Source organism: Planctomonas sp. JC2975 (assembly GCF_012985205.1).
In the GTDB taxonomy this organism is placed as follows: Bacteria; Actinomycetota; Actinomycetes; order Actinomycetales; family Microbacteriaceae; genus Humibacter.
This window is the reverse complement of the sequence record NZ_JABEKS010000001.1, coordinates 53,904-78,584: the sequence shown is the minus strand read 5'-3', so window position 1 is coordinate 78,584 and position 24,681 is coordinate 53,904. Positions and strand designations below refer to the sequence as shown.

Sequence of the window (24,681 nt, the reverse complement as noted above, 5' to 3'; positions counted from 1 at the left end):
TAGCTGTAGACTAGCTGTATGGGTTTGCTGAACTGGCTCGGCTTCGGTCTGATGCCTTCGGCTGTCCCTCCGCTTTCGATCGGTGCATGGGATGCGCCGACGAACAATCAGGCCGCAATCGTCATCGCGGACATCTTCGGTGAGACGGTCTCTCACGACTTGCTCCCAGTCACGCGTCCGGAAGCACTCACCATTCCCGCCGTTGCGGCAGCCCACTCGACTCTCATCTCGGCTTTCGGAAACCTCGAATTGGTGGCCAAGAAGAACGGAGCCGACCTCGGCAAACAGCCCACCTGGCTCACCCAGACCGGGAAGAACGTTCAGCCGTGGTACCTGCGTAACTCGCGCACCATCGCGGACTTCATGTTCCTGGGCTTCAGCCTGTGGAAGCGAGTCAACGGCGCTGACGGCTTCCCGCTCACTGCACACCACATCCCGTACGGCAAGTGGACATGGGATGACCGCGGGGCAATCCTCATCGACGAGCAACCCGTGCAGGACACCGACGTCATCCTCTTTGAGTCGATGGTCCCCGGTCTACTGAACACGGGTACCCGCACCCTGAGGCAGGCGCTGGAATTCGAGCACACCATTGCTGAACGAGCCCGCGTCTCCGTCCCCCTTACGAAGCTCGTGAACAAGGGCGACACGGAGCCGGACGACACCGAAAAGCTCGACTTGCTCACCGGGTACAAGAAGGCGCGCGAGTCGCGCGACGGTTCCACCGTCGCATACGTGCCCAATGGCTTTGACCTCGTGACCGAGGGTGAGCCCGCGGGTCAGTGGCTCCTTGATGCGCGCAATGCAGTTGCTGCCGACATCGCAAAGCACACGGGCATTCCGGCCTCCCGACTGGGTAGCACTTCGGCCATCGACTCGCTGACGTATACGACCGAGCTCGGCGCCTTCACCGACCTGATGACGCAGACCGCCCACTTCTACCTTGACCCGATCGAGGCGCGGTTGTCCCTCGGTGACGTGACTCCGAACGGCCAGACGGTCGAGTTCGACACCACACCACTCGACAAGGCCCTACAGCCAGCACCCAACCAGCCCCAGCCGGATGCGCAGCGCGACGGAAAGGACGGCGTGAAGTATGCCAAGTAAGCCCAAGCCCGAGGATCTCGTCCTCGTGTTCCGCAACGGATTCGAAGTGCTCATTCCCCGGGCGGAGTTGAGCAATGAGTGAGTCCATCCTCTTCGATTCCGGAGATCTCGTACTCGCCTCGGAGAATGACCGCACGGTCACTGGACGACTGCTCCCGTTCGGCGTCGTCGGCAAGACGAACATCGGCGGCTTCACTGTTGAGGCCGGCGCGATTGGCCTGCCGTCAGATCCGAGCATCCTCGGCCTGAACGTGGAGCACGACCGAGAGCAGCCGGTCGGACGCGCGCTCAGCGTCGAAGAGCGAGCCGATGGCGTGTACGCCACCTTCCAGCTAGCCAGGACCGCAGAGGGCGATCAGGCACTTGCGGACATCCGCAGCGGCACCCGCAAGTCCCTCTCTATGGAGGCCAAGGGTGTCATCGTCCGAGCGGGCAAGGCCATCGCGGGACGCATCTTCGGCGCGGGCCTCGTGGCCACGCCGGCCTTCGAAGGGGCAACGGTCATCGCGTCCTTCAACGACGTGCCCGAGGCACTGATCGATCCCGACAACGACAACGACTTGGACGCCACGGTCATCGTGACGACCACCGAAACCACCACGGTCATTCCGGCCGAGGACGAAGACGCGGATGCGTCGGAAAGTGAGGACGAGATGGCGGAAGCCACTATCCCCGAGACCGTTACCGCGTCGGCGGCTCCGGTCAAGAGTGAGACCACAAAGCGGCTTGAGGCACTCGAAGCTTCGGTGTTCGCCAGTGGCGACCAGAAGAAGGGCATTAGCCCGGAGCAGGCGTTCTCCGTCATGGCGAGCATCGCCCGCGGTGGGCGTGTCAGCGATGACCTGCACAATCAGGTGTTCCGTACGCCCGAGTCTCTCTTCGATGAGGCGAAGGCCGTCTACGCGACACAGACGAACATCGCCAGCCCGATCCAGAATCAGGACCTCGCTCCGCAGTGGACGGGCGAGTACTGGGGTCGTGTCGTACCGAAGCCGCTGCTCACTGACCTTCTCACGCCGAAGACGCTCGTCTCGCGGAACGTGACCGGGTTCAAGTGGTCCGCGCTCCCGACGCTCGGATCATGGGCAGGCAACGGGGCAGAGATCGCCTCCAGCGGTGTCACCGCCGTTCAGCCGACGATGATCCCGGCACAGTACGCGGCCGGCGGTAACACCGTCTCGCGTGAGAACTTCGACTTCGGCGGTGGCGAAGCATTCCTCTCGGAGTACTTCGGATTCCAGGCGAAGAACGTTCAGGTCTGGCTCGACAGCCTCGCGTTCACGAACGTAGTCGAGGGCTCCATCGACGGCGGCGCTACCGTCATCGCTGGCCCGCACCTCTCGGCTGCTGCCGCCGTGCCGTCCAACATCGACGCGGGCACCTCGGCACTCGTGGACTCGCTCACGAGCTACTACGCTGCGCGTCTCGAACTGCCCGACTTCGTGCTCCTCGACTATGCGCTCTGGACCGCGATGCTGAAGTCTCCGGCAACTCAGGTGCTGGGCTACCTGAAGGCCGCGCTCGGTGTCTCCGAGGGCGAGATCGAGAACATCACGGTTCGCCCGATCCCGACCGCGAAGCTCGCGCAGGCGAAGCAGGCCACGGGCACCAACGGTTCCGGCACAAACCGGGCGATCAAGGCCCTTGCCGGCGCCAAGGCGGCAGCCGAGGTCTACACGCTGCCTGGCAGCCCGTTCCAGGCGCAGGTCATCAACGTGGCAAACGGTCTCATCAACGTTGGCGTGTACGCCTACGGCCTGACCAAGCCCGCTTCGGACACCATCTCGGCGCACCTGTCCGACGGCTTCTACGGCGTCTACTGATCGAAAGGAGGGAGCACCCTCATGGACTGGTACACAACGGACACAATCCGAGCCGACTGGAAGGATGCTCCCTCCAACGACTCCGTACTAGAGCAGCTTCTCGAAGTTGCCAAGGCGCAAGTACTTGCGTACGACAACGGATACAACTGGCGCCTCAACTCGGCCACTTCCGCGGCCGCGTTCCCCGGCGACTACATCACGGGAGCTGTTCCAGCTTCGCTCGTGATGGGCCAGAGGATGCAGCTGCGCAACCTATGGAATGCGAATCGCGTTGACCCGGCGAACGCAAGCGCCGGTGACGACACGTTCCAGGTGCGAATCTTCCCAATGGACTGGGTGGTCAAGCAGGTCATCCGCCCGAAGAAGCCTTTTGGAAGCTTCGGCGACGGCAGCAGTTCACTCCCGGCTCCGGGCGGAGAAATCACCAACATCGTGTCGCTCACTCAAGCGGAGTACGACGCGATCACGGTCAAGGACCCGCACACCCTGTACTTGATCACCGATCAGGCCGACGCATGACCGACGTAGTAATCAACGGCCAGACGCCGCGCGAGGTGTTGGTCTCGGCGCTGAGCGACGCGTTCCCTGAATGGCTCGTGGTGCCAGTGGAAAACGTGCCCGACTCCCTCGATCGGCCGGCCATCGTCATCAAGCAACGCAGCATTGCACCGTTGCCGGAGGCGCCTCAATCTCACTTCACGGTGAGTTCCCTCGTGACCGTGGTGGACGACCACACCGAATGGGCGAACGCCGAGCCCTCGCTAGACACGAACGTTCTGCTCGTGTGGGCGGCGCTGATGGGCACGAAGAACGTTCACCCGAAGACCGCTACCAAGGCTCTCTTCAACACCCAATACCTGTCCTATGACATCGAAACGGACCTGACAGTCCAGAAAGGCTAGGCGCTCATGGCTAGCATCGCGGTCGAACCGCTCTACATGTCGGAGTGCACCTTTACGGTGGCATCCGACTCGTACGAAGCTGCACTCTCTGGCGTGACTATCACGCCGACCACGCCCACCTCAACGTGGACCGGCCTGAAGGCGGGCTCCGTCTTCACGAAGGCTGGCAAGGCAACCTGGACCTGTGTGCTCGACTACATGCAGGACTGGAACACCACCGGGTCGCTGAGCAACTACCTCCTTGCCAATGAGGGCAGCAGCATTGACGTGGTGTTCGTCCCGGATGACGGCGGGGCGAGCATCAGCGTGACTCTCATCGTTGTGCCAGGCGCCATCGGCGGGAAGGTCAACTCCTTTGCAGAGGCGACTGCAACACTGCCCGTTCAGGGCAGGCCGACCCTCACCGCGGGAGCGTAGATCAGCGGTGCCAACCTCTCTGCTGAGCGTCAGCACGAAGACCAGTGAGGCCCTTGATGCCACAGTCAAGGGCCTCCAACTCCTCGACAAGAACGTGCAGACGCAGATCCGGCAGGAGACGAAACTACTCGGTCAGGAAGAGTGGACTGGCCTCGTTGCGCGGCACCTGGCGGGCGACAGCCTCCAGAGCACTGTGCTCGGTGAAACGTCCAAGCTTCAGTTCAGCAACCAGAACGTCATGCTGCAATCCGGAGCGAGCACGCGGCGCATGACAGGCGGCGCGACGCCTGCCGAGTTGGCACGTCAGGAAGAGTTCGGCGCGAACCGTAACCGGCTCACCGCGTACCGGCGCCGAACTCGAAAAGGCAAAACGCAGCAGATCATCAGGCACACCACGCACCCGCTCATGCCCATTCGGCGCAACGGATGGACCGTCTATCCGGCAGCAGCCGAATTCATTCCGCGGATTGCATCGCTCTGGGTACAGACGTTCATGCGCACCGTGTACGAGGCGTTTGAAGGGAAGAGCAACTAATGGGTGCAGCAATCAGCATCAGTGTCGTCAGTGACACCAAGAGCGCTGTCGCCTCGGTCAAGAACCTCTCTACCGAGTACGGCGGCCTGGTCGATCAGCTGAAGAAACTTGGCCCAGACGGTGCGCAGGCCGCTGAACAGCTTGAGTCCTCGATGAAGGCCGCTCAGCTTGCCACGCAGGATGCCGCCAAGGCATCGCAGGATCTCATTACACAGGTGAACAAGGCGAAGCTTGCTGCTGCGTCGGGTGGCCTCGACCTCTCGAAGCCGATGGAGGCAACCGCTGGCGGCATCAAGAAGGTCAACGAAGAAGGTTCCAAGCTCGCCGAGGGCCTTCAGATGAACGCCGGATTTGGCGTTCCGATGCTCGCCGAGTCGCTCGGATCCGGCCAGGGTGGCCTCGCAGGGGCAGCGGATGCGGCAGCCCAGGCCATCGGCGGTATGGGCATGATGATGGGCCCAGAGGTGATGGTGCCCGCTGCCTTGCTCGGTGGGCTCCTTGCCTCCATCGCCGGCCAGCTCGAACTAACGGCTGAAGACGAGAAGGTCGTCACCGAGATGACCGCGGATCTCGCTGCGGCATGGGAGAAGGCACATCCGGCCGGTGACAAGTTCAGCCAAGCGCTGGCCGATTGGGTCGCCAGTTCCAAGGATTACGGCATTGACCTGTCGAACCTTGAGCGGGACACGAATGCTATCGGCGCATCCTTCGGTGACATCACGGTAGCCATGGTGGCCAAGTCCATCCCCGCGATGGAAGCACAGAAGAAGGTGCTGGCTGAACTGACCGAGAAGTACTCGGACCAAGAGCACCAGCTTGGCGCGAACGGCGGCGCGTACTCGAAGGAGATGCAGCAACTCGCATCGAAGCAGGGTGCAATCAAGACGGTCACCAAGTCACTTGATGAGCAGATCAAGGCTGCCGAGGATGCCATGGCGGCCGAAGAGGCTCAGGCGTCAGCAATGGGCCTCACCGTCAAGCAGTACGAGAACTATTCGACAGCGAGCAAGAAGCTTTCGGACGACCTCGATAAGAAGAAGTCTGCCGTTCAGGGCTTTACGAGTGCGCTCCAGTCGGACCTTTCGAGTACGGGAAGTTCACTCGATCAGATCTTGGACCGTTCCAAGGATGACGCTGACAAGATCCTCACCAATCAGCAAAAGACGCTGGACGCCAATAAGCGATTCCTGGATGACTGGAACGCTGCCGTGAAAGACGGCTTGGACGCGAACGGACAGGCATACGTGACCCAGAACCGTGCTGACTTCCAGGAGGTCGTGGACACCTACGGCATCGACTCGCCTCAGTCACAGCAGTTCATCCAGAACGCGAACGCGCTCGGCGCGCAGACCGGTAGTTCCTTCACTGGACAGTTCACAAGCTCGGTGGCCGATGCGATGGTGCAGGCGCAGCGAACGATGAACGCCCAGAAGCTCGTGCCATCCGTTGACCTGTCCAGCGTTGGGCCGGAGATTCAGCGCTATCTCGATAACTACTACCTCTCAGTTGACGTGTTCCCCGTGGTGCACAAGCCAAGCGGTGTCGGCGGATCTTGGGGAGTGAACATCGGATGAGCACCTTCACGGATGCGCAGAGCAACATCTATTCGCCGAACATCGTCAACACCCTGACCTGGAAGTACACGCCGCGCACCATCATTCACGCGGTGCTGAATGATGCGCTCGGAAACAGCAAAGTGACGAACATTGGGCAGGGCGTCCTGACTGGTCACCTTGCTGCGGTCTTCGAGTTGGCTGCGGACGCTAACGCCTTCGCCGTAGCAGTGTGCCTCGGAGTCGAATTCACGGATGCCGACCACTACCTCAACAATCAGGTTCTTGTGGCGAGTTCGGACGTGAGCATTACGCAGGACGCTACGACGCAACTCGCGTTCGTTGTCGAATTCGATTGGACGGCGCTCGCATGACCGTCCTTCGATACCAGGCCGTGAACGTGTCAGTTACCGACGCGGGCTCCGTCCAGCACTTCTACAACGTGGAGGGCGGAACGATCGTCTTTGACGAGAACGTCACGCCCTATCTGTTGGCCGAATTGACGCTCACTCTTCCGATGCAGCCGACGCTTCCGCCTGCCATCGATCAGGGCGCACTCGATGCCCTGGACCCGCGCAACCGGCTTCAAGCGGTGCTCGTAGCAACGCTCTACGAATACGACGAGGCGACCGGCGTTCTGCACTCACAGAACGACGTGAGCGCCGCTCTGAACATCGAAGATCGCAACGTCGATTGGAAGGCCGGCACGATCGCGGTTCGGCTCACGACTGATGAATTCAAGCTCCAGACAGAGGCTAACCGCACTACAGAGCCGGTGAGCTTTCGAGCGCACCAGGGCTCCCTCATCGCCGTATGTAACGACGTACTGGCAGCTGCCGGCGTGAGCGCCACGCTCGACTCCAGCTCAGTCGACGCCGATGTGACGACTACCAGCGCTGTCACGAACATGCTCGACAACCCGAACGTTACCGGCGGGTACGACATCACCCAGATCAACTGCACGGTCGATACGAATGACACGAGCTGGTTCGCCTCCGGGACCAACAGCATCAACCTCTGGAGTCCGACTGCGGCCGACAGCTATGCGATTCTGGGCCCATCGTCGTTCGCTGCCGGAAACTTCGCGTTCGGGATGCAGCCCGGCCACACGTACACGCTCATCGGCACGGGACGCGTGAAGACGGCGGGCACCGGCACCGACTACCCGCTCGGAGGTAGTGGAGATGTCCACCGTGCCCGAGCCCTCGTCATCCACACCATCCGACCTGGCGGAACCTTCCTGAGCGGCTACGACCTGTTTGCATCGGCGCAGCTGCCGAATGTGGTTGGTGCCACGGCTCGGGTGTCCGTCACCGCGACCATCCCGCTCGGGTCGACTGCTGTCTTCATTCGTCTCTACAACGGCAACACAGCGAGTCAGCAAATCCAATGGGACGCGCTCATGCTCGTCGAGGGCGATGGCAAGGAAACCGATGGAGTGAACCTCCTCACCTACTTCGACGGCTCGACGCCAGCGACGGACCTCTACAGCTACGCGTGGAGCGGTACCGCAAACCAGTCCAGCAGCTCGCGCACTCCGCTCATCGACCGCACGCCCGACTCGCTCACGCTCAGTCCGGGACAGAACTACTGGTCGATGCTGGAGCCTGTCCTAGGAGCCGCGGGGAGACGTCTGCTGTGCGATGAGGGCGGAAGCTGGAGGCTCGTTGATGGTGTCGCATACAGCGTGCCGGGAACGGTCGTCGTGCAGCAGAGCAACGCCACGGCGCTGAGCGACGACATCGACCTCACGCAACCAGATACGGTCTATGGCTCCGTCGTTGTGAAGTACACATGGGTGAACCCCCAGGGGAATACGGAAACGTACTATGACGCCGCCGGCACAGGCTCGCCGACGCGGCTTGTCGAGTACGCGAATCGCTCATACCCCGGTCCGGGCGTCGCGGCATACATCCTGGCAAAGGGGCAGGGTCGTGGTCGCGTGATGAGTACCACGGCCATGAGCGACTTCGGCGCGCGCCCGTACATGGGAGCGCGTGTCATTGCGCCCTACACGCAGACACAGACGGGCGTTGCCTCGCGCATCAGCTTCGACCTCGGCGGCGCCGAAATGGATGTCACTACCCGCGGTCTCATCGATACACCGGACGGCGCGTGGGTGCTCGCGCCGGATGCCGTGACGTGGAGCGAGGGCAATGCCGCGACGACTTGGCACGGCCTCAACAACGACTTCAGCAACCTGACGTAGAAGGAGCAGAACATGGCAGCAGGAGATGACGCGGCGGCAGCGGGCTACCCCATTGTTGATCCGAGCACCGACCTCGTGAAGGACGGCGCGGACGCCATCAACGACGTGACCGACACACTCGCGAAGCTGACCAATAGGCAGGCCATCACGGTCTTCGTGCAGGCAACTCAGCCGACTGCGGAGCACGTCAACGACCTTTGGTTTTGGTGACGTAGATGGCGGAGGCGGACGGCTTCAACGGCAACAGCATTCACCTAGCGCTCGTCGTCTCGGTTGGCGCCAACAACGTCGCTGGCAACTACACGCCTGTGTCGTGGGTGCTGAACGCTTCGGATAGCTATGGGGCTTCGTACTCCGACCAGAACGCCACTGGCACGGTGAACATCGACGGAGCAGTGTACGGCTACAGCTACGCCTGGCGAAGCGCTGGCACGGGAAACCGTGTCCTGCACTCCGGCTCGCAGAACATCGCCCACAATGCGGACGGCACCCGGTCATTTGGCTTCAGCTTCACCTTCAACGGCATCCCCGGCACCTCGAACAGCGGAGGTGCGTCCGGCTCCAGTTCCGTGGGGCTAGCAGGCGTCGCGCCGACCGCCCCAAGCGCGCCGACCGCGGACACCCAGACCATACCGGGCGCCGTCACCGTGCATTGGTCAATGGGCTCGGGGTCCACACCGAGCACGTACACGATTCAGGCAGACGACGACTCGGGATTCGGATCACCCCTGAACTTCTCCGCGTCCAACACGCCCGCGACGCTCACAGGGCTCGACAAGGGCACGACCTACTACATCCGCATCCGCGGCTCAAACGCATCGGGAACCGGGCCGTTCGGCGGCACCATCAGTATTCTCACGCTCTCAGGCGGCAAGCGATGGGACGGCTCGGCGTTCGCTACGACTGACACGGCGAAGCGCTGGAACGGCAACTCATGGGTAACCATCTCCACGGGCAAACGATGGAATGGTACGGCCTGGATGAATCTCCAGTAACTGAGAAGAAGGGTCCCGCACCATTCACTGTGCGGGACCCTTCTTTCGGCTCGCCTAGTTGCGACTAATGGAACCGATGCTCCATCCGCTGACCTGCGTTAGTCGTCCGCGCCAAGTCTTGAACCGAAGGGGTTCATTCGACCCGTCTTGCCAGAGGCTCACATCACCGAGGTGAATGTGGAGACGCTCGTTCCGGGCCTCCGGGCCCTTCGGAATCTCCTCTTCAAACGTTCCGAAGAGTTCATCAAGCCCCTTGCCAGCGGGCTCATTGAATGAGCCAACTTGGGCGGCGACGGCCTTGCGCCATGCGCCACGCGAGATGATCTGACCCGACACCACGGCGCCGGGCACCGTCAGGGTCACGCTCGCAGTTCCCTCTTCATGCTCATCATCGATACCGACAACCCACGAGATGAGCGCGGATAGGTACAGGTCATACGCACCGATCGGCATCATCTCGATGTCGGCTGCATCCGGTTCGGATTCGATTTCAACTTCAGACACTAAATTGCTCCATCCACGAGCCGACCCCCGGCCCGCGAACCGAACCCTACTCACCACCCCCGACAGTCTTGGATACCCTCGGCGCATGACCCATAGCGGGCACCTCTTCCGCCTCATCGAGATCGAACCCGGCTACGCCGAAACGCGCGTCATCGAGTGCGTGCAGTGCGGCTGGCAGTCCGATCCGATGTTGCCGCTTGAGGACCAGGTGGTGCCCGTCTGCCCGAGCGCTGTCGAGGTGCCTGGCACCTCCGACTAATCTTGAGAACCTGCCGCGAGAAGTGCCTCTATATCTATCTTCTTCTGCGCCATCATCACCTGGACCTGCTCTGGCCGCCGGACCAGATCCCCCATGTTCGCCGGGATGATCTGCCAGCTGACGCCGAACCTGTCCTTGCACCATCCGCACTGCTCCGACTCCGGAACGTGGGAGAGCGCCGCCCAGTACCTGTCGATCTCGGCCTGGTCCGCGCACGAGACGACGAATGAAATGGATTCGTTGAATGTGAACAGCGGTCCGCCGTCGAGGCAGGTGAAGTCCACCCCGTTCAGTGCGAACCGTCCGTTGAGCACCTTGCCCGACATGCCCGCGAAATGCTCGTCGAGCGACTCGTCCGGGTATCCCTCGATCGAGATGATCCGCGAGTTCGGGAACACCTCCACGTAGTACTCCATCGCCTCGCGCGCCTGGTCGTTGAACCACAGGCACGGCTGGATGGGTGCGATCTCAGCCATGGTTCCTCTTCCTTTTCCTTTCGTGCGGGGTTCGCGTAGCGAGCCCTCAGCTGGCCACAGCGCCGTCGGCCAGGATCGCGTCGATCTGGCCCAGCGCCTGCAGCATCCCTTCCTGCATTCCCATCTGCACCAGCTGTTCGAGTTGCTCGATGCTGGCGAAGCGGCTGACGGATGTCATGCGCGTGCCGTCCGAGGTCGGCTCCAGCGTGACCTCGGTGCGGGTGACGGGCATCCCGTCGTCGGGGACGGCGTTCTCGTCCGAGAATCCGTCGTCGAACTCGAGTCGTCTCGGTGGATCGATCGCCACGGTGCGCCACCAGCCGTGTGCCTTCTCGCCGTTCGGACCCGTCATGTAGTAGGCGGAGGATCCGCCGGGCGTCAGATCGTGGGCGTCGAACGTGGCCGGCCACGTCGGCGGCCCCCACCAGAGCTCCAGTTGCCGTGGGTCTTCCCAGACCTGCCAGACGCGCTCAGGCGGGGCGTCGAACTCCGCCACGAAGGTGAGCGTCAGATTCTCGGCGTCTCGTGCGGTGCTGATCACAGTCACTGCGATGCGTCCTTCCGTTCGTCGGTCTCGCGGGTAGCGCCGTCGGTCGACGACACGCCGGCTGCACGCGCGGTGGCCAGGTCACCGGCCAGGATGCGCTCGATGGCCACGGCCCGCTCATTCCAGATCGCCTCGTAGCGGCGCAGCTGTTCCCCCGCGCGACGGATGGTCTCCGGCTCCGCTCGCACGAGCTGTTCGCGTCCGCGTCGCTCCTTGCGCACGAGGTGGGCGGATTCGAGCACCGCGACGTGCTTCTGCACGGCCGCGAAGCTCATCGCGTATCCACTCGCCAGCGCGGAGATCGACTGATCGGTGCGAAGCGTGCGCGCCACGATGTCGCGGCGCGTGGCATCCGCCAGCGCGTGGAAGAGGCGATCAACCTCGTCGTCGCTCAGCGCGCCCGCCCGTGATCCGCTCACCATTCCAAGATGTACAACCATTTGGTTGTACATTACGACGACTCGATCTCTGCGTCAAGGGTCTGCCGGAAGAAGGAACCTCCGGAGATCACTTTGATGCGTGACTAGCAATAGTGTGTGCCGCACTGTATAGTGCGACACGTGGACGAAGAAGAACTCCAGCGCCGAGAGATCTCGGACGCGCACCGGCAGGAGCTGAACCGCGGATCCGTGGTTCTGGCGAGCCTGCTCGCGCTGCGCAACCCCGGATACGGCTACGCACTTTTGGAGACGCTCGACAAGGCGGGTATCCCGGTGGCAGGCAACACGCTGTATCCCCTGCTCAGACGACTCGAAAGTCAGGGACTGCTCACCAGCGAATGGGACACGACGGAGAGCCGGCCGCGCAAGTTCTACCGCACCAGCCGTGACGGCGAGCTGCTTGCTCGGTCACTGCTGGCGGAATGGCGCCGACTCGGCGCTGCCATCGACAGCTTGGACACGACGGAAGGCACGCAATCATGAGCACGAAAGCAACGAACGAGTACATTGCAGCGGTCGCGAGACGCGTGCCGCAGCGCAAGCGGAACGACGTGGAGGCCGAGCTGCGCGCCCTGATCGCCGACGAGATCGACGCACGACTCGAGGCGGGCGAGCCGGAGGCGGAAGCCGAACGGGCGGTGCTGCGCGAACTCGGCGAACCGGGGGTCCTGGCCGAGCGCTACTCCCCCGGATCGCGCGTACTGCTGAGCCGGCACGTCTTCCGGGCGTGGGCGAGAACCTGCGGGTGGTCGTGCGCCATCGTGCTGCCGATCGTCTACGCGGTGCTCGTCGTCGTTCGGACCGTGAGCGGCGACAACCCCGGGGCGATCGTCTTCCTGCCCCTCGGCACGACGATCACCGTCGCGATGTACCTGCTCGTCGCCATCACCGCACTCTTCGCGGTCGTCGACCGACACGACGCTCGACTGGGCTCTGGGCTCGGCGACGACCGTCCTGGCGATCTCACGGGCCGCGAACGACCATGAGCACGATGGTCGATCCAGCCATCGTGACCACCGCCACCGATGTCGGTCGCATCGTTTGGATGGATCGGCTCCGCTTCGCGCTCACGGTCTTGGTCGTAGCGCATCACAGTGCCGACACCTACTCGACCATCGCGGACTGGTATGTCGACTTCGGCGGACGGGATCCCTCGGCGACGGCGCTGTCGGTCGTCATGCTCATCAACCAGCTCTTCTTCATGGGCGTCTTCTTCCTGCTCGCGGGATACTTCACTCCGCGCGCCTACGATCGTCGCGGTCCGGCGCTGTACATCAGAGACCGTCTGGTGCGGCTCGGGATCCCGCTGGTCGCGTACATCGTCGTGATCCGCCCGCTCTGCCTGCTGCCGGGCGGCATCGTGAGGGCGCAGCAGGCTGCAGCTGCGCACCAGAACTTCTCGTTGCCCGGGTATCTCGCCTTCGACGGCGATCCCGGTGTGGCCTGGTTCCTGGAAGTGCTGCTCGTCTTCGGCCTCGGATACGTGGCCTTGAGGCTCCTGCGATCCATCCACCCGAACCGGCCAGCGACGGACCGGTCATCCGCGGGATCGATGCGGCCGACGGCTGCTGCGCCCGACGGATCTCCGCGTTCGCCTCGGATCCTCGGGCTGGGTGTCGTGGTCGTCGCTGTCGCGGCGCTCACGTTCGTCTGGCAGTGGCTGGTGCCATTGGGCACCTACTGGCCGTTCGTCGGGCTTCCCTCTCCGACCTTCCTGCCTCAGTACCTGGTGTTCTTCACGGTCGGTGCCCTCGCGGCCCGCAGGGGCTGGCTCGCAGCGTTCCCCAGGTGGTGGGCGCTGCCGGCGATGCCCGCGATGCTCATCGGGGCCGCTCTGTTCGTCGCGTCGCTCGGGACCCGCATCGATGCGGCTCATCTCGCGGCGAGCGCGGAGCAAGCCATCGGATCGGCGCTCTTCGCCATCGGCATCACCGTGCTTCTCGTCGTCGTCTTCAGAACGTGGCTCAGCGGACCGGCTACACGGCTCACCCGGTTCCTCTCCGACCAGACGTTTCTCGTCTACCTGCTTCACCCGCTCGTGCTGACGTGGGTCGCCGTCGCGATCATGGGCCTGAACTGGCCGTCGGCGGCCTGGGCCGGTCTGCTCTTCGCGATCGGTGCGCCGATGAGCTGGGGTGCGGCGTGGCTGCTGCGGCGCATACGGGTCGTGCGGCGGATCGTCTGAGCCGCGGGGGCTGCTCACCGCCCTCGTGCAAACGATTCGCGAGAACCGCGACCGCGCTCGGGGGTCAGTTCCGTCCCGCCGGCCGGAGTGCAGCCACGTGCTCCAGGATCTCGTCGACCGACCAGTGGTCGTCCACCGTTCGGCCGTAGTGCGCCGCCAGCACGGTGCCGTCCATATCGATGAGGAACTCCGCCGGCAGGCCGAGCACGTTCTCGCCTTCACCGACCGATCCCCGAAGTCCGCGCCGCCGGCGCGTCCAGGCGAGCGCACGCACGGCCGTGCCGAGCACGTGCGGAGCACGCGCAGCGCGCCAGGCTGTCGACCACGTGATGCGCTCCACGCCGAATTCGCGGTACAGCAGCTTCTCCGGGTCGGCGACGCGTCGAACGGCAGCTCGTCCTGGAAGTCGCGCATGGTCTCCGGCTTCGAGTGGAAGAACGCGACCTCGAGGATGCCGGCGGAGACGAGTTCGTCCAGGCGCCCGGCGACCTGATGGAGGTGGAGATTGCACACCGGACATCCCGCGAAACGACGGAACTGGAGATGGACGATCCTGTCCTCGACGGGAACAGTGAACTCTCTGCCCTTGATGCTCGTCAGCTGCCGGCGCGCGACCACGTCACCGACCGCGATCCTGGTCATTCCGTCGCCTCCTTGCCGGTCGCCGAACGGGAGGCCGCGCCGCCCCGCGACTCGACAGCGGGGGCACCCGGCTCCGCGGGTCGCGGCGGACGCTTGAACGCCTCGCGCATCATCAGCTGCGCCACCGAAGGCGTGCCTGCCACGGTGCCGACTGCGACGGTGGTGCGCACGAAGCCGCGGTCGTCGAGCTGCCGCACCATGGCATCCGCAAGGTCGATGCGCGAGGTGAATTTCTGCGGCACGTACCGTTCGGCGGCCCTGTAGTCGCTCACCGCGTCGGCGTCGAAGAGGCCGGACGGACGCATCACTGTCCAGTCGATGTCGCTGGCGACGACGATGCGCTCCATGCGCTTCATGTCGTCGTACAGCGTCTTGCCGAGCACGTTGGTCACGAACGGCTGCAGGACTCGCTCGAAGAAGAACCCTCCGTGCGGGCCGGCTGCGAGGTCGACAGCGCTGGAGCTGACGCAGACGAGGCGACGGACGCCGTGCTCATGCATGGCGTCGATCATCGAGCGTCCGCCGCTCGAGTAGGTCGCGATCTCCTCCTTGCTGTAGGGAACGCCGAGCGCTGAGAGGACGGCATCCTGGCCGGCGAGCAGCGGACGGATCGTCTCCGGCTCCAGCACATCCCCCGCTACGACGCGAAGCCGTGCGTCGCCGAACGGGAAGAACCCCGGGTTGCGCGTGACAGCCGTGACGGCGTGGCCCCGCTCGAGCGCGAGGCGGACGACCAGCCGACCCGTCGGGCCGTTGGCACCGAAAACCACGATGTTCACTAGATTCTCCTTGTCACCGAATTCCGATATTATGGAAACCGTACTATATGGAAACGAGAATAGCTATGGGCGAGAAGGACGACGCGCCGAAGAGCGACGCACGCACGCGCAGACGGCTCACCGGCGAGCTCAAGCGGCGCTTCCGCGATGCGAACAACCAGATCGCACTGCTCTCGCACCACGTCTCGGCGCAGGTGGAACTGCGCGATGTGGACCTCGACTGCCTCGACTTCCTCGCGCAGCACGGTCCGGCCAGCCCGAGCGCCCTCGCACGACGGGCCGGAGTGCATCCGGCGACGATGACGGGTGTCATCGACCGCCTCGAGAAGGGTGGCTGGATCCAACGCGAACGTGCCGCCGACGACCGCAGGGCCGTCGTCATCTCGGTGCGTCGCGAAACGATCGGCGAGGTGTTCCAGCACTACGACGGCATGAACTCCCAGCTGGATGCCGTCTGCGACGCCTACTCCCCAGCCGAGCTCGAGCTCATCTCCGGCTTCTTGCAGCGCACCGCGGACGCCGGTCGGCGCGCCGCCGCGGAGTTCTCCGAGGCGGACTGAACCGACCGGTCGTGTCGATGGCGGCGGACATCGTGTGCGCTCGTGCCGAGAAGCGTGCGCCCGAGCGAAGAAACGGGCACTCTCGCGCGCAGGAACGGGCACGCTCGCGCGCAGGAACGGGCACGCTCGCGCGCAGGAACTGGCACGCTCGCGCGCATGGCGCGTGAGCGCACGATCAGATCGTGACGGCGAGGCAGGCGACGAGGCCGACGACCGTGATGACGATGAAGGCGCAGACCACGACCACGGTCCCCTTGGCCTGTCGGCGCCGGTCGTCGGCGCGATCGGCGCCCCACAGCTCCGCCTTCAACCGCACGCGGTGCGCCTCAGCCACGATCTCGCCCGTGCCGGGCAGCGAGAGGTCCAGCGATCCGCGCTCCAACTGCTGCTCGATCCTGATCGCCTCGTCGAGCGTCATCGGCGCCTTCGCGACTGTGCGGGATGCCGCTGCCCGCGACCTCTCACCAGAGCGGCTCGTGCCGCCGGCGGGGTCCTGCGTGGTCATGGCGTCCCTTCCCGGGTCGAAGTCGGTCACCAACCCCTCCAGAGTACGAGCCGAACCCGGATGCCGCGACGTGCGGGCGCGGCATGCGACGGATCCGGCCGCGCTCCACCGGCCATCTCGTCGGCCGGAGCTAGTCGTCCTGCCCCTCGGGCACGAACCGGTAGCCCATCCCCGCCTCGGTGATGAGGAACCGCGGATGCGACGGCTCGGGTTCGAGCTTCTTGCGCAGTTGCGCGAGGTAGAGCCGGAGGTATCCGGAGTCGCTCGTGTGGTGCGGACCCCACACCTCCGTCAGGATCCCCTCGCGCGTGACCAGGCGATCCGGGTTGCGCACGAGCAGCGACAGGATCTGCCACTCCGTGGGGGTGAGCCGCACCGGATGCCCGTCCCGCGTGACCCTGCGCGCCCCGAGGTCGACCACGACGTCGCCGAATCCGACCTTCGGTTCGTCATCCGCTGCCGGAGTCCGTCTCACGAGGGCACGGATGCGCGCCAGCAGTTCGTCCGTGGCGAAGGGCTTCGTGACGTAGTCGTCTGCGCCCCGATCGAGCGCCTCCACCTTCTCCGCCGAGTCCGTTCGGCCCGAGATGACGAGGATCGGGACGGAGCTCCACCCGCGGACCGCCTCGATGACGGCGAGGCCGTCGAGGCCCGGCATCCCGAGGTCGAGGACGACCAGGTCCGGATGGTCGTCGATCACCCTGTCGAGGGCCTGCTTGCCGTCGGACGCCACCACAACGTCGTATCCGCGCGCTGTGAGGATGATGCGCAGGGCGCCGAGGATCTGCCGGTCATCGTCGGCGACGACGATCTTCATCGCTCCCCCTTCGGTTCGTCGCCGCTCGGAACACGGCCGCTCTGTTCGTCTCGGGTCTGTGCATCAGGAGGCGCGACATGCGACCGTCCGCGGTGGAAGAAGAGAGGAAGTGCCACCACCATCGTGAGGCCGCCGCCCGGGGTGTCCTCCGGTGTGAGGCTGCCGCCCATTCCCTCGACGAATCCCTTGGAGAGCGCCAGGCCCAGACCGATCCCGGTCGAGTTGTCGGTGTCGCCCTCGCGCTGGAACGGCTGGAAGATGGCGTCCTTGCGGTCGTCCGGGACGCCGGCTCCGGCATCCGCCACCCGAACCTGCACCTCGTCGCCGAAGACGCTCACGCCGAGCCTTGGCGGTGTGCCGCGCGGCGAGTAACGCAGAGCGTTCGCGAGCAGGTTGACGAGCACGCGCTGCAGCAGCACGGGGTCGGCCATCACGGGCGGGGTGCCGTCCGGCACGTCGAGGTCGACGCTTCCCGGCGGCGCGGAGAGCTCCTCCAGGGCCGGCGGGAGCAGATCCTCGATGTCGACGCGGCGCAGTGACACCGCCAGCACACCGGCCTGCACCCTGGTGACGTCGAGCAGGTTGGTGACGAGCGCGTCGAGTCCGGCAAGGCTGTCGGCCGCCGTGTCGAGCAGCGCATCCCGGTCGCTGTTGGACAGCGTCACGTGAGGCGATCGCAGACTCGTCACGGCCGCGGTCGCTGCGGCGAGCGGGCGCCGCAGATCGTGCCCCACCGCTGCGAGGAGGGCCGATCGCACCCGGTCGGTCTCCGCCAGGGGTCGCAGCTCGCTCGCCGTGTCGCTGAGCTCGCGATGCTCGAGCGCAGCATCCAGCTGCGTCAGGATCACGGACAGCACGCGCCGGTCGGATGCCGTCAGCTCCGCCCCGAAGAGCTCGAGCGTTCCGCGCTCCCCCACCCGCTCCCGGGTGCGGACGTCCCCAGCACCGGATCCGCCCTCATCGGACACCACAGTGCCGTCGGCCGCCAGCAACCGCACGCGGCTCAGGCCGAAGGCCTCCCTCGTGCGCTGCACCAGAGCGCCCACGGCATCCTCGCCGCGGATGACGCCGCCGGCGACAGTGGCCAGCACGTCGGATTCGGCGGCCGACCGCTGGGCGGCGCGCGAGCGCCTCGCCGCCTGGTCGACGACGAAGCTCACGAGGACCGCTCCGAGCACGTACAGGAGGAGCGCGAGCAGGTGCACGGGTTGGGCGATCGTGATCGTGTAGACGGGCGCGACGAACAGGAAGTCGAGCGTGAGGCCGGACAGCACGGCTGCGAACAACGCCGGCCAGATGCCGCCGACCAACGCGACCACGATGACCAGCAGCTGGAATGCGAGGACGTCGCTGGTGAGTGCCTCAGGGCTGCGGAACAGCCACAGCAGGTAGCTGAGCAGCGGCCCGCCGATCAATGCGAGCAGGAATCCGTACACCCTCCTGCGCGCGCTCAGCGCACCGCGCGCCCGCGGCAGAACGAGCTGATGGCTGCCCGCGGCCGCATGCGACACGATGTGCACGTCGATGTCGCCTGACGCGCGGATCACCGTCGATCCGATGCCGGGCCCGGTGAGGAAGGCCAGAAGCCTCGACCGCCTGGAGACGCCGATCACGAGCTGCGTCGCGTTGACCGCTTTCGCGAAGTCGACGAGCGCGACCGGGATGTCGGATCCGACGATCTCGTGATAGGCGCCGCCCAGCGTCTCCACGAGCGAACGCTGTGCCGCCAGCGCTCCCGGATGCCGCTCCCGCAGCCCGTCGTCGCTGACCACGTGCACTGCCAGGAGCTCGCCACCGCTGGAACGCGCCGCGATCCGCGCGCCCCTCCGCAGCAAGGTCTCACCCTCCGGTCCGCCGGTGAGAGCGACGACGACCCGCTCCCGCGCCTCCCACTTGCTGTCGATGCCGTGCTCTCGCCGGTAGGTCTGCAGGGCGCTGTCCACCTCGTCGGCGAGCCACAGCAACGCCAGTTCCCGCAACGCGGTGAGGTTGCCGAGCCGGAAGTAGTTCGAGAGGGCGGCATCCACCCGCGCCGCCGGATACACCAGCCCCTCGGCGAGGCGGTCGCGAAGTGCCTGCGGCGCCAGGTCGATCACCTCGACCTGGTCGGCGGAGCGGAGCACGGCATCCGGAATGGTCTCCTGCTGGCCGATGCCGGTGATCTGCTCGACCACGTCGTTGAGGGACTCGATGTGCTGGATGTTGACCGTGGAGATCACGGTGATGCCGGCATCCAGCAGGTCTTGAACGTCTTCCCACCGCTTGCCGTGACGACCGCCCGGTGCGTTCGTGTGGGCGAGCTCGTCGACGAGCGCGACGTCGGGCTTGCGGGCCAGCACCGCCTCGACGTCGAGCTCCGACAGCTCGACCCCGCGGTAGACCACGGCGCGGCGGGGCACCACCTCCAGGCCGTCGAGCATCGCCGCCGTGGCGTCGCGGCCGTGGGTCTCCACGACCGCCACCACCACGTCCTTGCCGGTCTCAGCCAGACGCTTGCCCTCTTCGAGCATCGCGTACGTCTTGCCGACGCCCGGCGCTGCGCCGAGCAGCACCCGCAATCTGCCTCTGGCCATGCTCCGCGCTAACCCTTGTCTCCCTCGGGATCCATCTTCGACAGCGCCAGGTTGAGCTGCAGAACGTTCACCGTCGGCTCGCCCAGATATCCGAGGTCTCGCCCCTGAATCATAGACTTCACGAGCGCTTCGACCTTGGAGGCGGAGATCCCTCGCGCGTTCGCGACAGCGTCGACCTGAAGCAGGGCGTACGCGGGAGAGATGTGCGGGTCGAGGCCGGACCCGGATGCCGTGAGAGCGTCGGGCGGGATGCTCGCGGCGTCCACAGAGTCGACCTTCTCGATCGTCGCCTTGCGCTCCCGAACAGCCTTCGTCAGGTCGGGATTGTTCGGGCCGAGGTTGCTCGGACTGGAGGCGTTGGCGTCGTATCCGTCACCGGCCGCGGACGGGCGCGACTGGAACCATTGCGGCAGCGGCTTGCCCTTCTTGTCGGTGAAGGATTGGCCGATCAGGCTGGAGCCGACCGTCGCTCCGTTCGAGGTGATCAGGGATCCGTTCGCCTGTGCGGGCATCGTCAGCTGCCCGATGCCGGTCATCACCAACGGGTAGACGACGCCGAGCAGGGCGGTCAGCACGATCATGGCGCGCACGGCGACCCAGTACTGCCTGCCGGTTCCCCGGAGTGTGGGACTCATCTGCTGTTTCTCTTCTCTTCTTGCAAGGTCTGTCACGAATGGTCGGCCGGCACATGTCGCGAGCGGCATATGCCGGCCTCGAGCGTCTTCCTGGTCAGAATCCGGGGATCAGCGCCACCAGGAGATCGATGAGCTTGATGCCGATGAACGGGGCGATGATGCCGCCGATGCCGTACACGAGCAGGTTGCGACCGAGCAGGCTCGACGCCGACGACGGCCGGTAGCGCACACCGCGCAGAGCGAGCGGGATCAGGATCACGATGATGATCGCGTTGAAGATGACGGCGGAGAGGATCGCGGACGACGGCGAGTGCAGCTGCATGATGTTCAGCGCCTGCAGCCCGGGGAACACGCCGACGAACATGGCCGGGATGATCGCGAAGTACTTCGCGACGTCATTGGCGATCGAGAACGTGGTCAGTGCACCGCGTGTGATGAGCAGCTGCTTGCCGATCGAGACGATGTCGATGAGCTTGGTCGGATCAGAGTCGAGATCGACCATGTTGCCGGCCTCCTTCGCGGCCGACGTTCCCGTGTTCATCGCGACGCCGACATCGGCCTGAGCCAGCGCGGGCGCGTCGTTCGTGCCGTCTCCGGTCATCGCGACGAGCTTGCCGCCCTCCTGCTCGCGCCTGATGAGCGCGAGCTTGTCCTCAGGGGTCGCCTCTGCGAGGAAGTCGTCGACGCCGGCTTCTTCGGCGATGGCCTTCGCGGTGAGCGGGTTGTCGCCGGTGACCATGACGGTGCGGATGCCCATGCGCCGCATGTCGGCGAACCGCTCGACGAGGCCGGTCTTGACGACATCCTTCAGGTGGATCACGCCAAGGATGCGCGTGGTCCCGTCGGCGTCGCGGGTCGCCACCGCCAACGGCGTGCCGCCGGACTGCGAGATCCGTTCGACGACCTGGTCGAGTTCCGCGACGACGGCCGGCGCGACCGGATCCGTGGCGGAGGCATTCTGCTGAGCCCAGGCCAGCACCGCGCTGGCGGCACCCTTGCGGATCTGCGATCCGTCGTTGAGGTCGACGCCACTCATGCGCGTCTGCGCGGTGAACGGCACGACGTCACCCGGCACGGATGCCGGCGGGATCCGTCCGATGTCCTTCGCCAGCGTGATCACGGACGAGCCCTCGGGCGTCGGATCGCTCAGGGATGCCATGGCGGCGGCGTCCACGAGCTCGTTCAGCTCCGTGCCGTTCACCGGCAGGAACTCACTGGCCTGACGGTTGCCGTACGTGATCGTGCCGGTCTTGTCGAGCAGCAGCGTGTTGACGTCGCCCGCCGCCTCGACTGCACGGCCGGACATGGCCAGCACGTTGCGCTGCACGAGGCGGTCCATGCCCGCGATGCCGATGGCCGACAGAAGCGCACCGATCGTCGTCGGGATGAGGCACACGAGCAGCGCGACGAGCACGGTGATGGTGGGTGCGGCATCCGCGAACCCGGCAACGGGTCCCAGCGCGAGGATCACGACCACGAAGATGATCGTCAGGCCGGCCAGCAGGATGTTGAGAGCGATCTCGTTGGGGGTCTTCTGCCTGGCTGCACCCTCAACGAGACGGATCATACGGTCGACGAAGGTCTCCCCCGGTCTCGACGTGATACGCACCGCGATGCGGTCGGAGAGCACGCGAGTGCCGCCGGTGACGGCACTCCGGTCGCCACCGGACTCGCGCACGACGGGAGCGGACTCGCCGGTGATCGCCGACTCGTCGACGGATGCGATGCCCCACACGATGTCACCGTCGCCAGGGATCAGCTCTCCCGCGCTGACCACCACGACGTCGCCGAGTCCCAGGTCAGCTGAGGCGACCTGTGTGATGGCCGCGTGCACCGCTCCGGGATCCGCTTCGTCGTAGTCGACGACACGATTGGCCGTTGTGGTCGTTCGCGTCTTGCGCAGGCTCGCCGCCTGCGCCTTGCCACGGCCCTCGGCAACGGCCTCGGCCAGCGTCGCGAACACGACGGTGAGCCAGAGCCACACAGCGATCCACCACGTGAAGGCGACGGAGGTGGTGGTGCCGCCAGACACCTGAGCGCCGAGGAATGGCTGCGCGATCGCGAGCAGGGTGGTCAGTGCAGCGCCCACCTCCACGATGAACATCACCGGGTTGCGCCACATCTCGCGCGGGCTCAGCTTGCGGAGGGCGTCCGGGAGGCTCGTCCACAACTGCCGGGGGCTGAACGCGCCCTTCGGTGCCTTCTCGCCCCGCCTGGGCGTTCTGCCCTCGGAGCCTTCGGGCTTGAGAGAAACGGTGGTCATGGTCAGTGCAGTCCTTCTGCGAGGGGTCCGAGCGCAACGACGGGGAAGTACGTGAGCGCGGTGATGATGAGGATCGTTCCGATGAGCAGCCCGACGAACATCGGTCGATGCGTCGGCAACGTTCCGGTGGTGACAGGCAACTTCTCCTGGGCGGCCAGCGATCCGGCGAGCGCCAGCACGAACACGATCGGCACGAAGCGGGCGAGGAACATGACCGAGGCGAGCGCCGCGTTCATCCACGGCGTGTTGGCGGAGATGCCGCCGAACGCGGATCCGTTGTTGTTGCCGGCCGAGGTGAACGCGTAGAGGATCTCCGAGAACCCGTGCTGTCCAGGGTTGAAGATGGTGGTCTTCTCCACCGACTGCACGACGCCGGGGACGGCGAAGCTGAGCGCGGTTCCCGCCAGGATCAGCGTGGGCGTGGTGAGGAAGTACAGGCTCGCGAGCTTGATCTCGCGGCTGCCGATGCGCTTGTGGAGGTATTCCGGTGTGCGGCCGACCATGAGCCCGGCGAGGAACACCGCGACGATCGCCATCACGAGGATCCCGTAGAGCCCGGCACCGATGCCTCCCGGCGCCACCTCTCCGGTCATCATGTTGAGCATCGTCATCATGCCGCCGAGCGGGGTGAGGCTGTCGTGCGCGGCATCCACCGCTCCGGTCGAGGTGAGCGTGCTCGTCGTGCCGAAGAGCGTGGTGCCGAGGATGCCGAACCTCTGCTCCTTGCCTTCCATCGCACCGCCGGCGGCGACCGTCGCGGATCCGCCGGTCGAGGTCTCGAACCACGTGAACAGCGAGATGGAGACGACGAAGATGATCGCCATCGCCGCCAGCACCGCGTATCCCTGACGGCGATCGCCGACCATGCGGCCGAGTGTGCGGGGAAGGCTGAACGGCACGAGCAGCATGAGGAACACCTCGATGACGTTGGTCCAGGCCGTCGGGTTCTCGAAGGGATGGGCCGAGTTCGCGTTGAAGAACCCGCCGCCGTTGTTGCCCAGCAGCTTGATGGTCTCCTGCGATGCCGCCGGACCGCCCGGGATGCTCTGGGTGGAGCCTGCGAGCGTGTGCACCGTGTTCACGGCGTTCAGATTCTCGATCGCGCCTCCGGCGATCAGCACGATGGTGAAGACGACCGAGATGGGCAGCAGGATCCGCAGGATGCCCCGGATCAGGTCGACCCAGAAGTTGCCGATCGTGCCGGAGCGATGTGCGGCGAATCCGCGGACGAGCGCGATCGCGACGGCGAGCCCGACGGCGGCCGACACGAAGTTCTGCACCGTGAGCGCCGCCATCTGCACGGTGTAGCCGACCGTCGCCTCCGGCGAGTACGACTGCCAATTTGTGTTGGTGACGAACGAGATGGCGGTGTTGAAGGACAGCCCCTCGGGAACCGCGGGGAGTCCCAGCGAATAGGGCAGCCACGCCTGGAACCGCTGAATGAGGTAGACCAGCAGCACGCCGACGATCGAGAACGCGAGCACACTGCGCAGGTAGACCTGCCAGCTCTGCTCGGAGGAGGAGTCGACGCCGATCAGCCGATAGATGCCGCGTTCCACCCTGAGGTCTTTGCGGGAGGTGAAGGTGTGTGCGAGGAAGTCGCCGAGCGGCCGGTAGCAGATCGCCAGCATGAGGGCGACGGTCGCGAGCTGAGCGACGAAGAGCCAGAAGGTAGTCATCGGGCTAGAACTTCTCCGGCTTCACGAGGGCGTACACGAGGTACACGAGGGATGCCGCGGCGAGGGCCGCCGACAGCACGACGAAGAAGATCACAGCTTCTCCACCGCCTTCCCCACGAGAGAGACGACGACGCCGAGGGCGACGACGCCGAGTATGCAGAGGACGTCCAACACGAGGTGGTGCTCCGTTTCCGATTCCGCGTGCCGCTGGCAGCGGTCGCGGGCCGCAATCGCGGCCAAGGCACCATCGAAGTCCTCTGCCACGGCCCCATACGG

Annotated in this window: 30 protein-coding genes; 16 read left to right on the top strand and 14 right to left on the bottom strand. The window is 65.3% G+C overall.

The genetic code is table 11. The annotated features are described in order from the left end of the window. Positions 1 to 18: 18 nt before the first annotated feature. The 11 genes from HII28_RS00405 (at position 19) to HII28_RS00355 (ending at position 9,541) form a co-directional block, all read left to right on the top strand. Positions 19 to 1,107, top strand: coding sequence for a hypothetical protein (locus tag HII28_RS00405; RefSeq protein ID WP_170023427.1), 1,089 nt, complete (start codon positions 19 to 21; stop codon positions 1,105 to 1,107). A 74-nt stretch (positions 1,108 to 1,181) separates the two neighbouring features. Further along, positions 1,182 to 2,930, top strand: a complete 1,749-nt coding sequence (locus HII28_RS00400) for a hypothetical protein (protein ID WP_170023426.1) — start codon at positions 1,182 to 1,184, stop codon at positions 2,928 to 2,930. Positions 2,931 to 2,951: 21 nt separating this feature from the next. Then, positions 2,952 to 3,449: a hypothetical protein gene (locus tag HII28_RS00395; protein ID WP_170023425.1), complete on the top strand. Its 498-nt coding sequence runs from the start codon at positions 2,952 to 2,954 to the stop codon at positions 3,447 to 3,449. Next, the gene (locus tag HII28_RS00390; protein WP_170023424.1) at positions 3,446 to 3,832 is read left to right on the top strand and encodes a hypothetical protein; all 387 of its coding nucleotides are present in this window, start codon (positions 3,446 to 3,448) and stop codon (positions 3,830 to 3,832) included. Before HII28_RS00395 ends, HII28_RS00390 begins: the two co-directional genes overlap by 4 nt. A gap of 6 nt (positions 3,833 to 3,838) precedes the next feature. Beyond that, positions 3,839 to 4,249, top strand: coding sequence for a hypothetical protein (locus tag HII28_RS00385; RefSeq protein WP_170023423.1), 411 nt, complete (start codon positions 3,839 to 3,841; stop codon positions 4,247 to 4,249). A gap of 7 nt (positions 4,250 to 4,256) precedes the next feature. Continuing rightward, positions 4,257 to 4,784: a hypothetical protein gene (locus HII28_RS00380; RefSeq protein ID WP_170023422.1), complete on the top strand. Its 528-nt coding sequence runs from the start codon at positions 4,257 to 4,259 to the stop codon at positions 4,782 to 4,784. Then, the gene (locus tag HII28_RS00375; RefSeq protein ID WP_170023421.1) at positions 4,784 to 6,358 is read left to right on the top strand and encodes a hypothetical protein; all 1,575 of its coding nucleotides are present in this window, start codon (positions 4,784 to 4,786) and stop codon (positions 6,356 to 6,358) included. Before HII28_RS00380 ends, HII28_RS00375 begins: the two co-directional genes overlap by 1 nt. After that, positions 6,355 to 6,711 carry a hypothetical protein gene (locus HII28_RS00370; protein ID WP_170023420.1) on the top strand — a complete coding sequence of 119 codons (357 nt, stop codon included), beginning with the start codon at positions 6,355 to 6,357 and terminating at the stop codon, positions 6,709 to 6,711. The genes HII28_RS00375 and HII28_RS00370 overlap by 4 nt, the downstream gene beginning before the upstream one ends. Beyond that, a complete protein-coding gene (locus HII28_RS00365) occupies positions 6,708 to 8,546 on the top strand; it encodes a hypothetical protein (RefSeq protein ID WP_170023419.1) in 1,839 nt (612 codons plus the stop codon). The genes HII28_RS00370 and HII28_RS00365 overlap by 4 nt, the downstream gene beginning before the upstream one ends. A 12-nt stretch (positions 8,547 to 8,558) precedes the next feature. Then, on the top strand, positions 8,559 to 8,756 hold the full coding sequence (locus tag HII28_RS00360; protein WP_170023418.1) for a hypothetical protein: 198 nt from the start codon (positions 8,559 to 8,561) through the stop codon (positions 8,754 to 8,756). A gap of 5 nt (positions 8,757 to 8,761) precedes the next feature. Beyond that, the gene (locus HII28_RS00355; protein WP_170023417.1) at positions 8,762 to 9,541 is read left to right on the top strand and encodes a fibronectin type III domain-containing protein; all 780 of its coding nucleotides are present in this window, start codon (positions 8,762 to 8,764) and stop codon (positions 9,539 to 9,541) included. Positions 9,542 to 9,595: 54 nt separating this feature from the next. Here HII28_RS00355 and HII28_RS00350 read toward each other — a convergent pair whose 3' ends face one another. Continuing rightward, positions 9,596 to 10,045, bottom strand: coding sequence for a hypothetical protein (locus HII28_RS00350; protein ID WP_170023416.1), 450 nt, complete (start codon positions 10,043 to 10,045; stop codon positions 9,596 to 9,598). A gap of 85 nt (positions 10,046 to 10,130) precedes the next feature. On the opposite strand from HII28_RS00350, the gene HII28_RS00345 reads away from it, so the two are divergent. Further along, the gene (locus HII28_RS00345; RefSeq protein WP_170023415.1) at positions 10,131 to 10,304 is read left to right on the top strand and encodes a hypothetical protein; all 174 of its coding nucleotides are present in this window, start codon (positions 10,131 to 10,133) and stop codon (positions 10,302 to 10,304) included. Here the strand turns inward: HII28_RS00345 and HII28_RS00340 are convergent. The 3 genes from HII28_RS00340 to HII28_RS00330 are packed head-to-tail and all read right to left on the bottom strand — an operon-like array spanning position 10,301 to position 11,767. Further along, positions 10,301 to 10,780, bottom strand: coding sequence for a VOC family protein (locus tag HII28_RS00340; protein WP_170023414.1), 480 nt, complete (start codon positions 10,778 to 10,780; stop codon positions 10,301 to 10,303). The genes HII28_RS00345 and HII28_RS00340 overlap by 4 nt on opposite strands. Positions 10,781 to 10,826: 46 nt before the next feature. After that, positions 10,827 to 11,327: an SRPBCC domain-containing protein gene (locus HII28_RS00335; protein ID WP_170023413.1), complete on the bottom strand. Its 501-nt coding sequence runs from the start codon at positions 11,325 to 11,327 to the stop codon at positions 10,827 to 10,829. Beyond that, a complete protein-coding gene (locus HII28_RS00330) occupies positions 11,324 to 11,767 on the bottom strand; it encodes a transcriptional regulator (protein ID WP_346769122.1) in 444 nt (147 codons plus the stop codon). The genes HII28_RS00335 and HII28_RS00330 overlap by 4 nt, the downstream gene beginning before the upstream one ends. A gap of 120 nt (positions 11,768 to 11,887) precedes the next feature. Between HII28_RS00330 and HII28_RS00325 the strand changes: the two genes are divergently transcribed. From HII28_RS00325 to HII28_RS00315, 3 genes are read left to right on the top strand one after another with little or no spacing between them, the layout of a single operon-like run. Continuing rightward, on the top strand, positions 11,888 to 12,250 hold the full coding sequence (locus HII28_RS00325) for a helix-turn-helix transcriptional regulator (protein ID WP_346769121.1): 363 nt from the start codon (positions 11,888 to 11,890) through the stop codon (positions 12,248 to 12,250). Beyond that, positions 12,247 to 12,753 carry a permease prefix domain 1-containing protein gene (locus tag HII28_RS00320; RefSeq protein ID WP_170023411.1) on the top strand — a complete coding sequence of 169 codons (507 nt, stop codon included), beginning with the start codon at positions 12,247 to 12,249 and terminating at the stop codon, positions 12,751 to 12,753. The genes HII28_RS00325 and HII28_RS00320 overlap by 4 nt, the downstream gene beginning before the upstream one ends. Before the next feature lie 5 nt (positions 12,754 to 12,758). Continuing rightward, a complete protein-coding gene (locus tag HII28_RS00315) occupies positions 12,759 to 13,952 on the top strand; it encodes an acyltransferase family protein (RefSeq protein WP_170023410.1) in 1,194 nt (397 codons plus the stop codon). A gap of 64 nt (positions 13,953 to 14,016) precedes the next feature. Here HII28_RS00315 and HII28_RS19840 read toward each other — a convergent pair whose 3' ends face one another. Further along, on the bottom strand, positions 14,017 to 14,292 hold the full coding sequence (locus tag HII28_RS19840) for a hypothetical protein (RefSeq protein ID WP_205864524.1): 276 nt from the start codon (positions 14,290 to 14,292) through the stop codon (positions 14,017 to 14,019). 298 nt (positions 14,293 to 14,590) lie between these two features. Further along, positions 14,591 to 15,373, bottom strand: coding sequence for an SDR family oxidoreductase (locus HII28_RS00305; RefSeq protein WP_170023409.1), 783 nt, complete (start codon positions 15,371 to 15,373; stop codon positions 14,591 to 14,593). Between the two features lie 65 nt (positions 15,374 to 15,438). On the opposite strand from HII28_RS00305, the gene HII28_RS00300 reads away from it, so the two are divergent. Continuing rightward, positions 15,439 to 15,933, top strand: a complete 495-nt coding sequence (locus HII28_RS00300; protein WP_170023408.1) for a MarR family transcriptional regulator — start codon at positions 15,439 to 15,441, stop codon at positions 15,931 to 15,933. A 175-nt stretch (positions 15,934 to 16,108) separates the two neighbouring features. Here the strand turns inward: HII28_RS00300 and HII28_RS00295 are convergent, their stop codons facing one another. From HII28_RS00295 to HII28_RS00260, 8 genes are all read right to left on the bottom strand, one after another. Beyond that, positions 16,109 to 16,468 carry a hypothetical protein gene (locus tag HII28_RS00295; protein WP_170023407.1) on the bottom strand — a complete coding sequence of 120 codons (360 nt, stop codon included), beginning with the start codon at positions 16,466 to 16,468 and terminating at the stop codon, positions 16,109 to 16,111. A gap of 100 nt (positions 16,469 to 16,568) precedes the next feature. Next, positions 16,569 to 17,255, bottom strand: a complete 687-nt coding sequence (locus HII28_RS00290; protein WP_170023406.1) for a response regulator transcription factor — start codon at positions 17,253 to 17,255, stop codon at positions 16,569 to 16,571. Next, the gene (locus tag HII28_RS00285) at positions 17,252 to 19,828 is read right to left on the bottom strand and encodes an ATP-binding protein (protein ID WP_170023405.1); all 2,577 of its coding nucleotides are present in this window, start codon (positions 19,826 to 19,828) and stop codon (positions 17,252 to 17,254) included. The genes HII28_RS00290 and HII28_RS00285 overlap by 4 nt, the downstream gene beginning before the upstream one ends. An 8-nt stretch (positions 19,829 to 19,836) precedes the next feature. Continuing rightward, positions 19,837 to 20,463: a potassium-transporting ATPase subunit KdpC gene (kdpC, locus tag HII28_RS00280; RefSeq protein ID WP_170023404.1), complete on the bottom strand. Its 627-nt coding sequence runs from the start codon at positions 20,461 to 20,463 to the stop codon at positions 19,837 to 19,839. Positions 20,464 to 20,557: 94 nt separating this feature from the next. Next, entirely contained in the window at positions 20,558 to 22,726 is a 2,169-nt protein-coding gene (gene kdpB, locus HII28_RS00275) for a potassium-transporting ATPase subunit KdpB (protein ID WP_170023403.1), read from the bottom strand. Between the two features lie 2 nt (positions 22,727 to 22,728). Beyond that, positions 22,729 to 24,405, bottom strand: coding sequence for a potassium-transporting ATPase subunit KdpA (gene kdpA, locus HII28_RS00270; RefSeq protein ID WP_170023402.1), 1,677 nt, complete (start codon positions 24,403 to 24,405; stop codon positions 22,729 to 22,731). 4 nt (positions 24,406 to 24,409) lie between these two features. Continuing rightward, positions 24,410 to 24,499 carry a K(+)-transporting ATPase subunit F gene (kdpF, locus tag HII28_RS19980; protein WP_170023401.1) on the bottom strand — a complete coding sequence of 30 codons (90 nt, stop codon included), beginning with the start codon at positions 24,497 to 24,499 and terminating at the stop codon, positions 24,410 to 24,412. Continuing rightward, entirely contained in the window at positions 24,496 to 24,669 is a 174-nt protein-coding gene (locus HII28_RS00260) for a hypothetical protein (RefSeq protein WP_170023400.1), read from the bottom strand. Before HII28_RS00260 ends, kdpF begins: the two co-directional genes overlap by 4 nt. Between the last annotated feature and the right edge of the window lie 12 nt (positions 24,670 to 24,681).

Excerpts from the sequence above, each read along its gene's own strand:
- HII28_RS00365 (WP_170023419.1), top strand. The coding sequence starts at position 6,708 with ATGACCGTCCTTCGATACCAGGCCGTGAACGTGTCAGTTACCGACGCG.
- kdpB (WP_170023403.1), bottom strand. The coding sequence starts at position 22,726 with ATGACCACCGTTTCTCTCAAGCCCGAAGGCTCCGAGGGCAGAACGCCC.
- HII28_RS00405 (WP_170023427.1), top strand. The coding sequence starts at position 19 with ATGGGTTTGCTGAACTGGCTCGGCTTCGGTCTGATGCCTTCGGCTGTC.
- HII28_RS00375 (WP_170023421.1), top strand. The coding sequence starts at position 4,784 with ATGGGTGCAGCAATCAGCATCAGTGTCGTCAGTGACACCAAGAGCGCT.
- HII28_RS00385 (WP_170023423.1), top strand. The coding sequence starts at position 3,839 with ATGGCTAGCATCGCGGTCGAACCGCTCTACATGTCGGAGTGCACCTTT.
- HII28_RS00285 (WP_170023405.1), bottom strand. The coding sequence starts at position 19,828 with ATGGCCAGAGGCAGATTGCGGGTGCTGCTCGGCGCAGCGCCGGGCGTC.
- HII28_RS00330 (WP_346769122.1), bottom strand. The coding sequence starts at position 11,767 with ATGGTTGTACATCTTGGAATGGTGAGCGGATCACGGGCGGGCGCGCTG.
- HII28_RS00395 (WP_170023425.1), top strand. The coding sequence starts at position 2,952 with ATGGACTGGTACACAACGGACACAATCCGAGCCGACTGGAAGGATGCT.
- HII28_RS00345 (WP_170023415.1), top strand. The coding sequence starts at position 10,131 with ATGACCCATAGCGGGCACCTCTTCCGCCTCATCGAGATCGAACCCGGC.
- HII28_RS00355 (WP_170023417.1), top strand. The coding sequence starts at position 8,762 with ATGGCGGAGGCGGACGGCTTCAACGGCAACAGCATTCACCTAGCGCTC.
- HII28_RS00400 (WP_170023426.1), top strand. The coding sequence starts at position 1,182 with ATGAGTGAGTCCATCCTCTTCGATTCCGGAGATCTCGTACTCGCCTCG.
- HII28_RS00320 (WP_170023411.1), top strand. The coding sequence starts at position 12,247 with ATGAGCACGAAAGCAACGAACGAGTACATTGCAGCGGTCGCGAGACGC.
- kdpA (WP_170023402.1), bottom strand. The coding sequence starts at position 24,405 with ATGACTACCTTCTGGCTCTTCGTCGCTCAGCTCGCGACCGTCGCCCTC.
- HII28_RS00315 (WP_170023410.1), top strand. The coding sequence starts at position 12,759 with ATGGTCGATCCAGCCATCGTGACCACCGCCACCGATGTCGGTCGCATC.
- kdpC (WP_170023404.1), bottom strand. The coding sequence starts at position 20,463 with ATGAGTCCCACACTCCGGGGAACCGGCAGGCAGTACTGGGTCGCCGTG.
- HII28_RS00340 (WP_170023414.1), bottom strand. The coding sequence starts at position 10,780 with ATGGCTGAGATCGCACCCATCCAGCCGTGCCTGTGGTTCAACGACCAG.
- HII28_RS00390 (WP_170023424.1), top strand. The coding sequence starts at position 3,446 with ATGACCGACGTAGTAATCAACGGCCAGACGCCGCGCGAGGTGTTGGTC.
- HII28_RS00290 (WP_170023406.1), bottom strand. The coding sequence starts at position 17,255 with ATGAAGATCGTCGTCGCCGACGATGACCGGCAGATCCTCGGCGCCCTG.
- HII28_RS00300 (WP_170023408.1), top strand. The coding sequence starts at position 15,439 with ATGGGCGAGAAGGACGACGCGCCGAAGAGCGACGCACGCACGCGCAGA.
- HII28_RS00370 (WP_170023420.1), top strand. The coding sequence starts at position 6,355 with ATGAGCACCTTCACGGATGCGCAGAGCAACATCTATTCGCCGAACATC.
- HII28_RS00360 (WP_170023418.1), top strand. The coding sequence starts at position 8,559 with ATGGCAGCAGGAGATGACGCGGCGGCAGCGGGCTACCCCATTGTTGAT.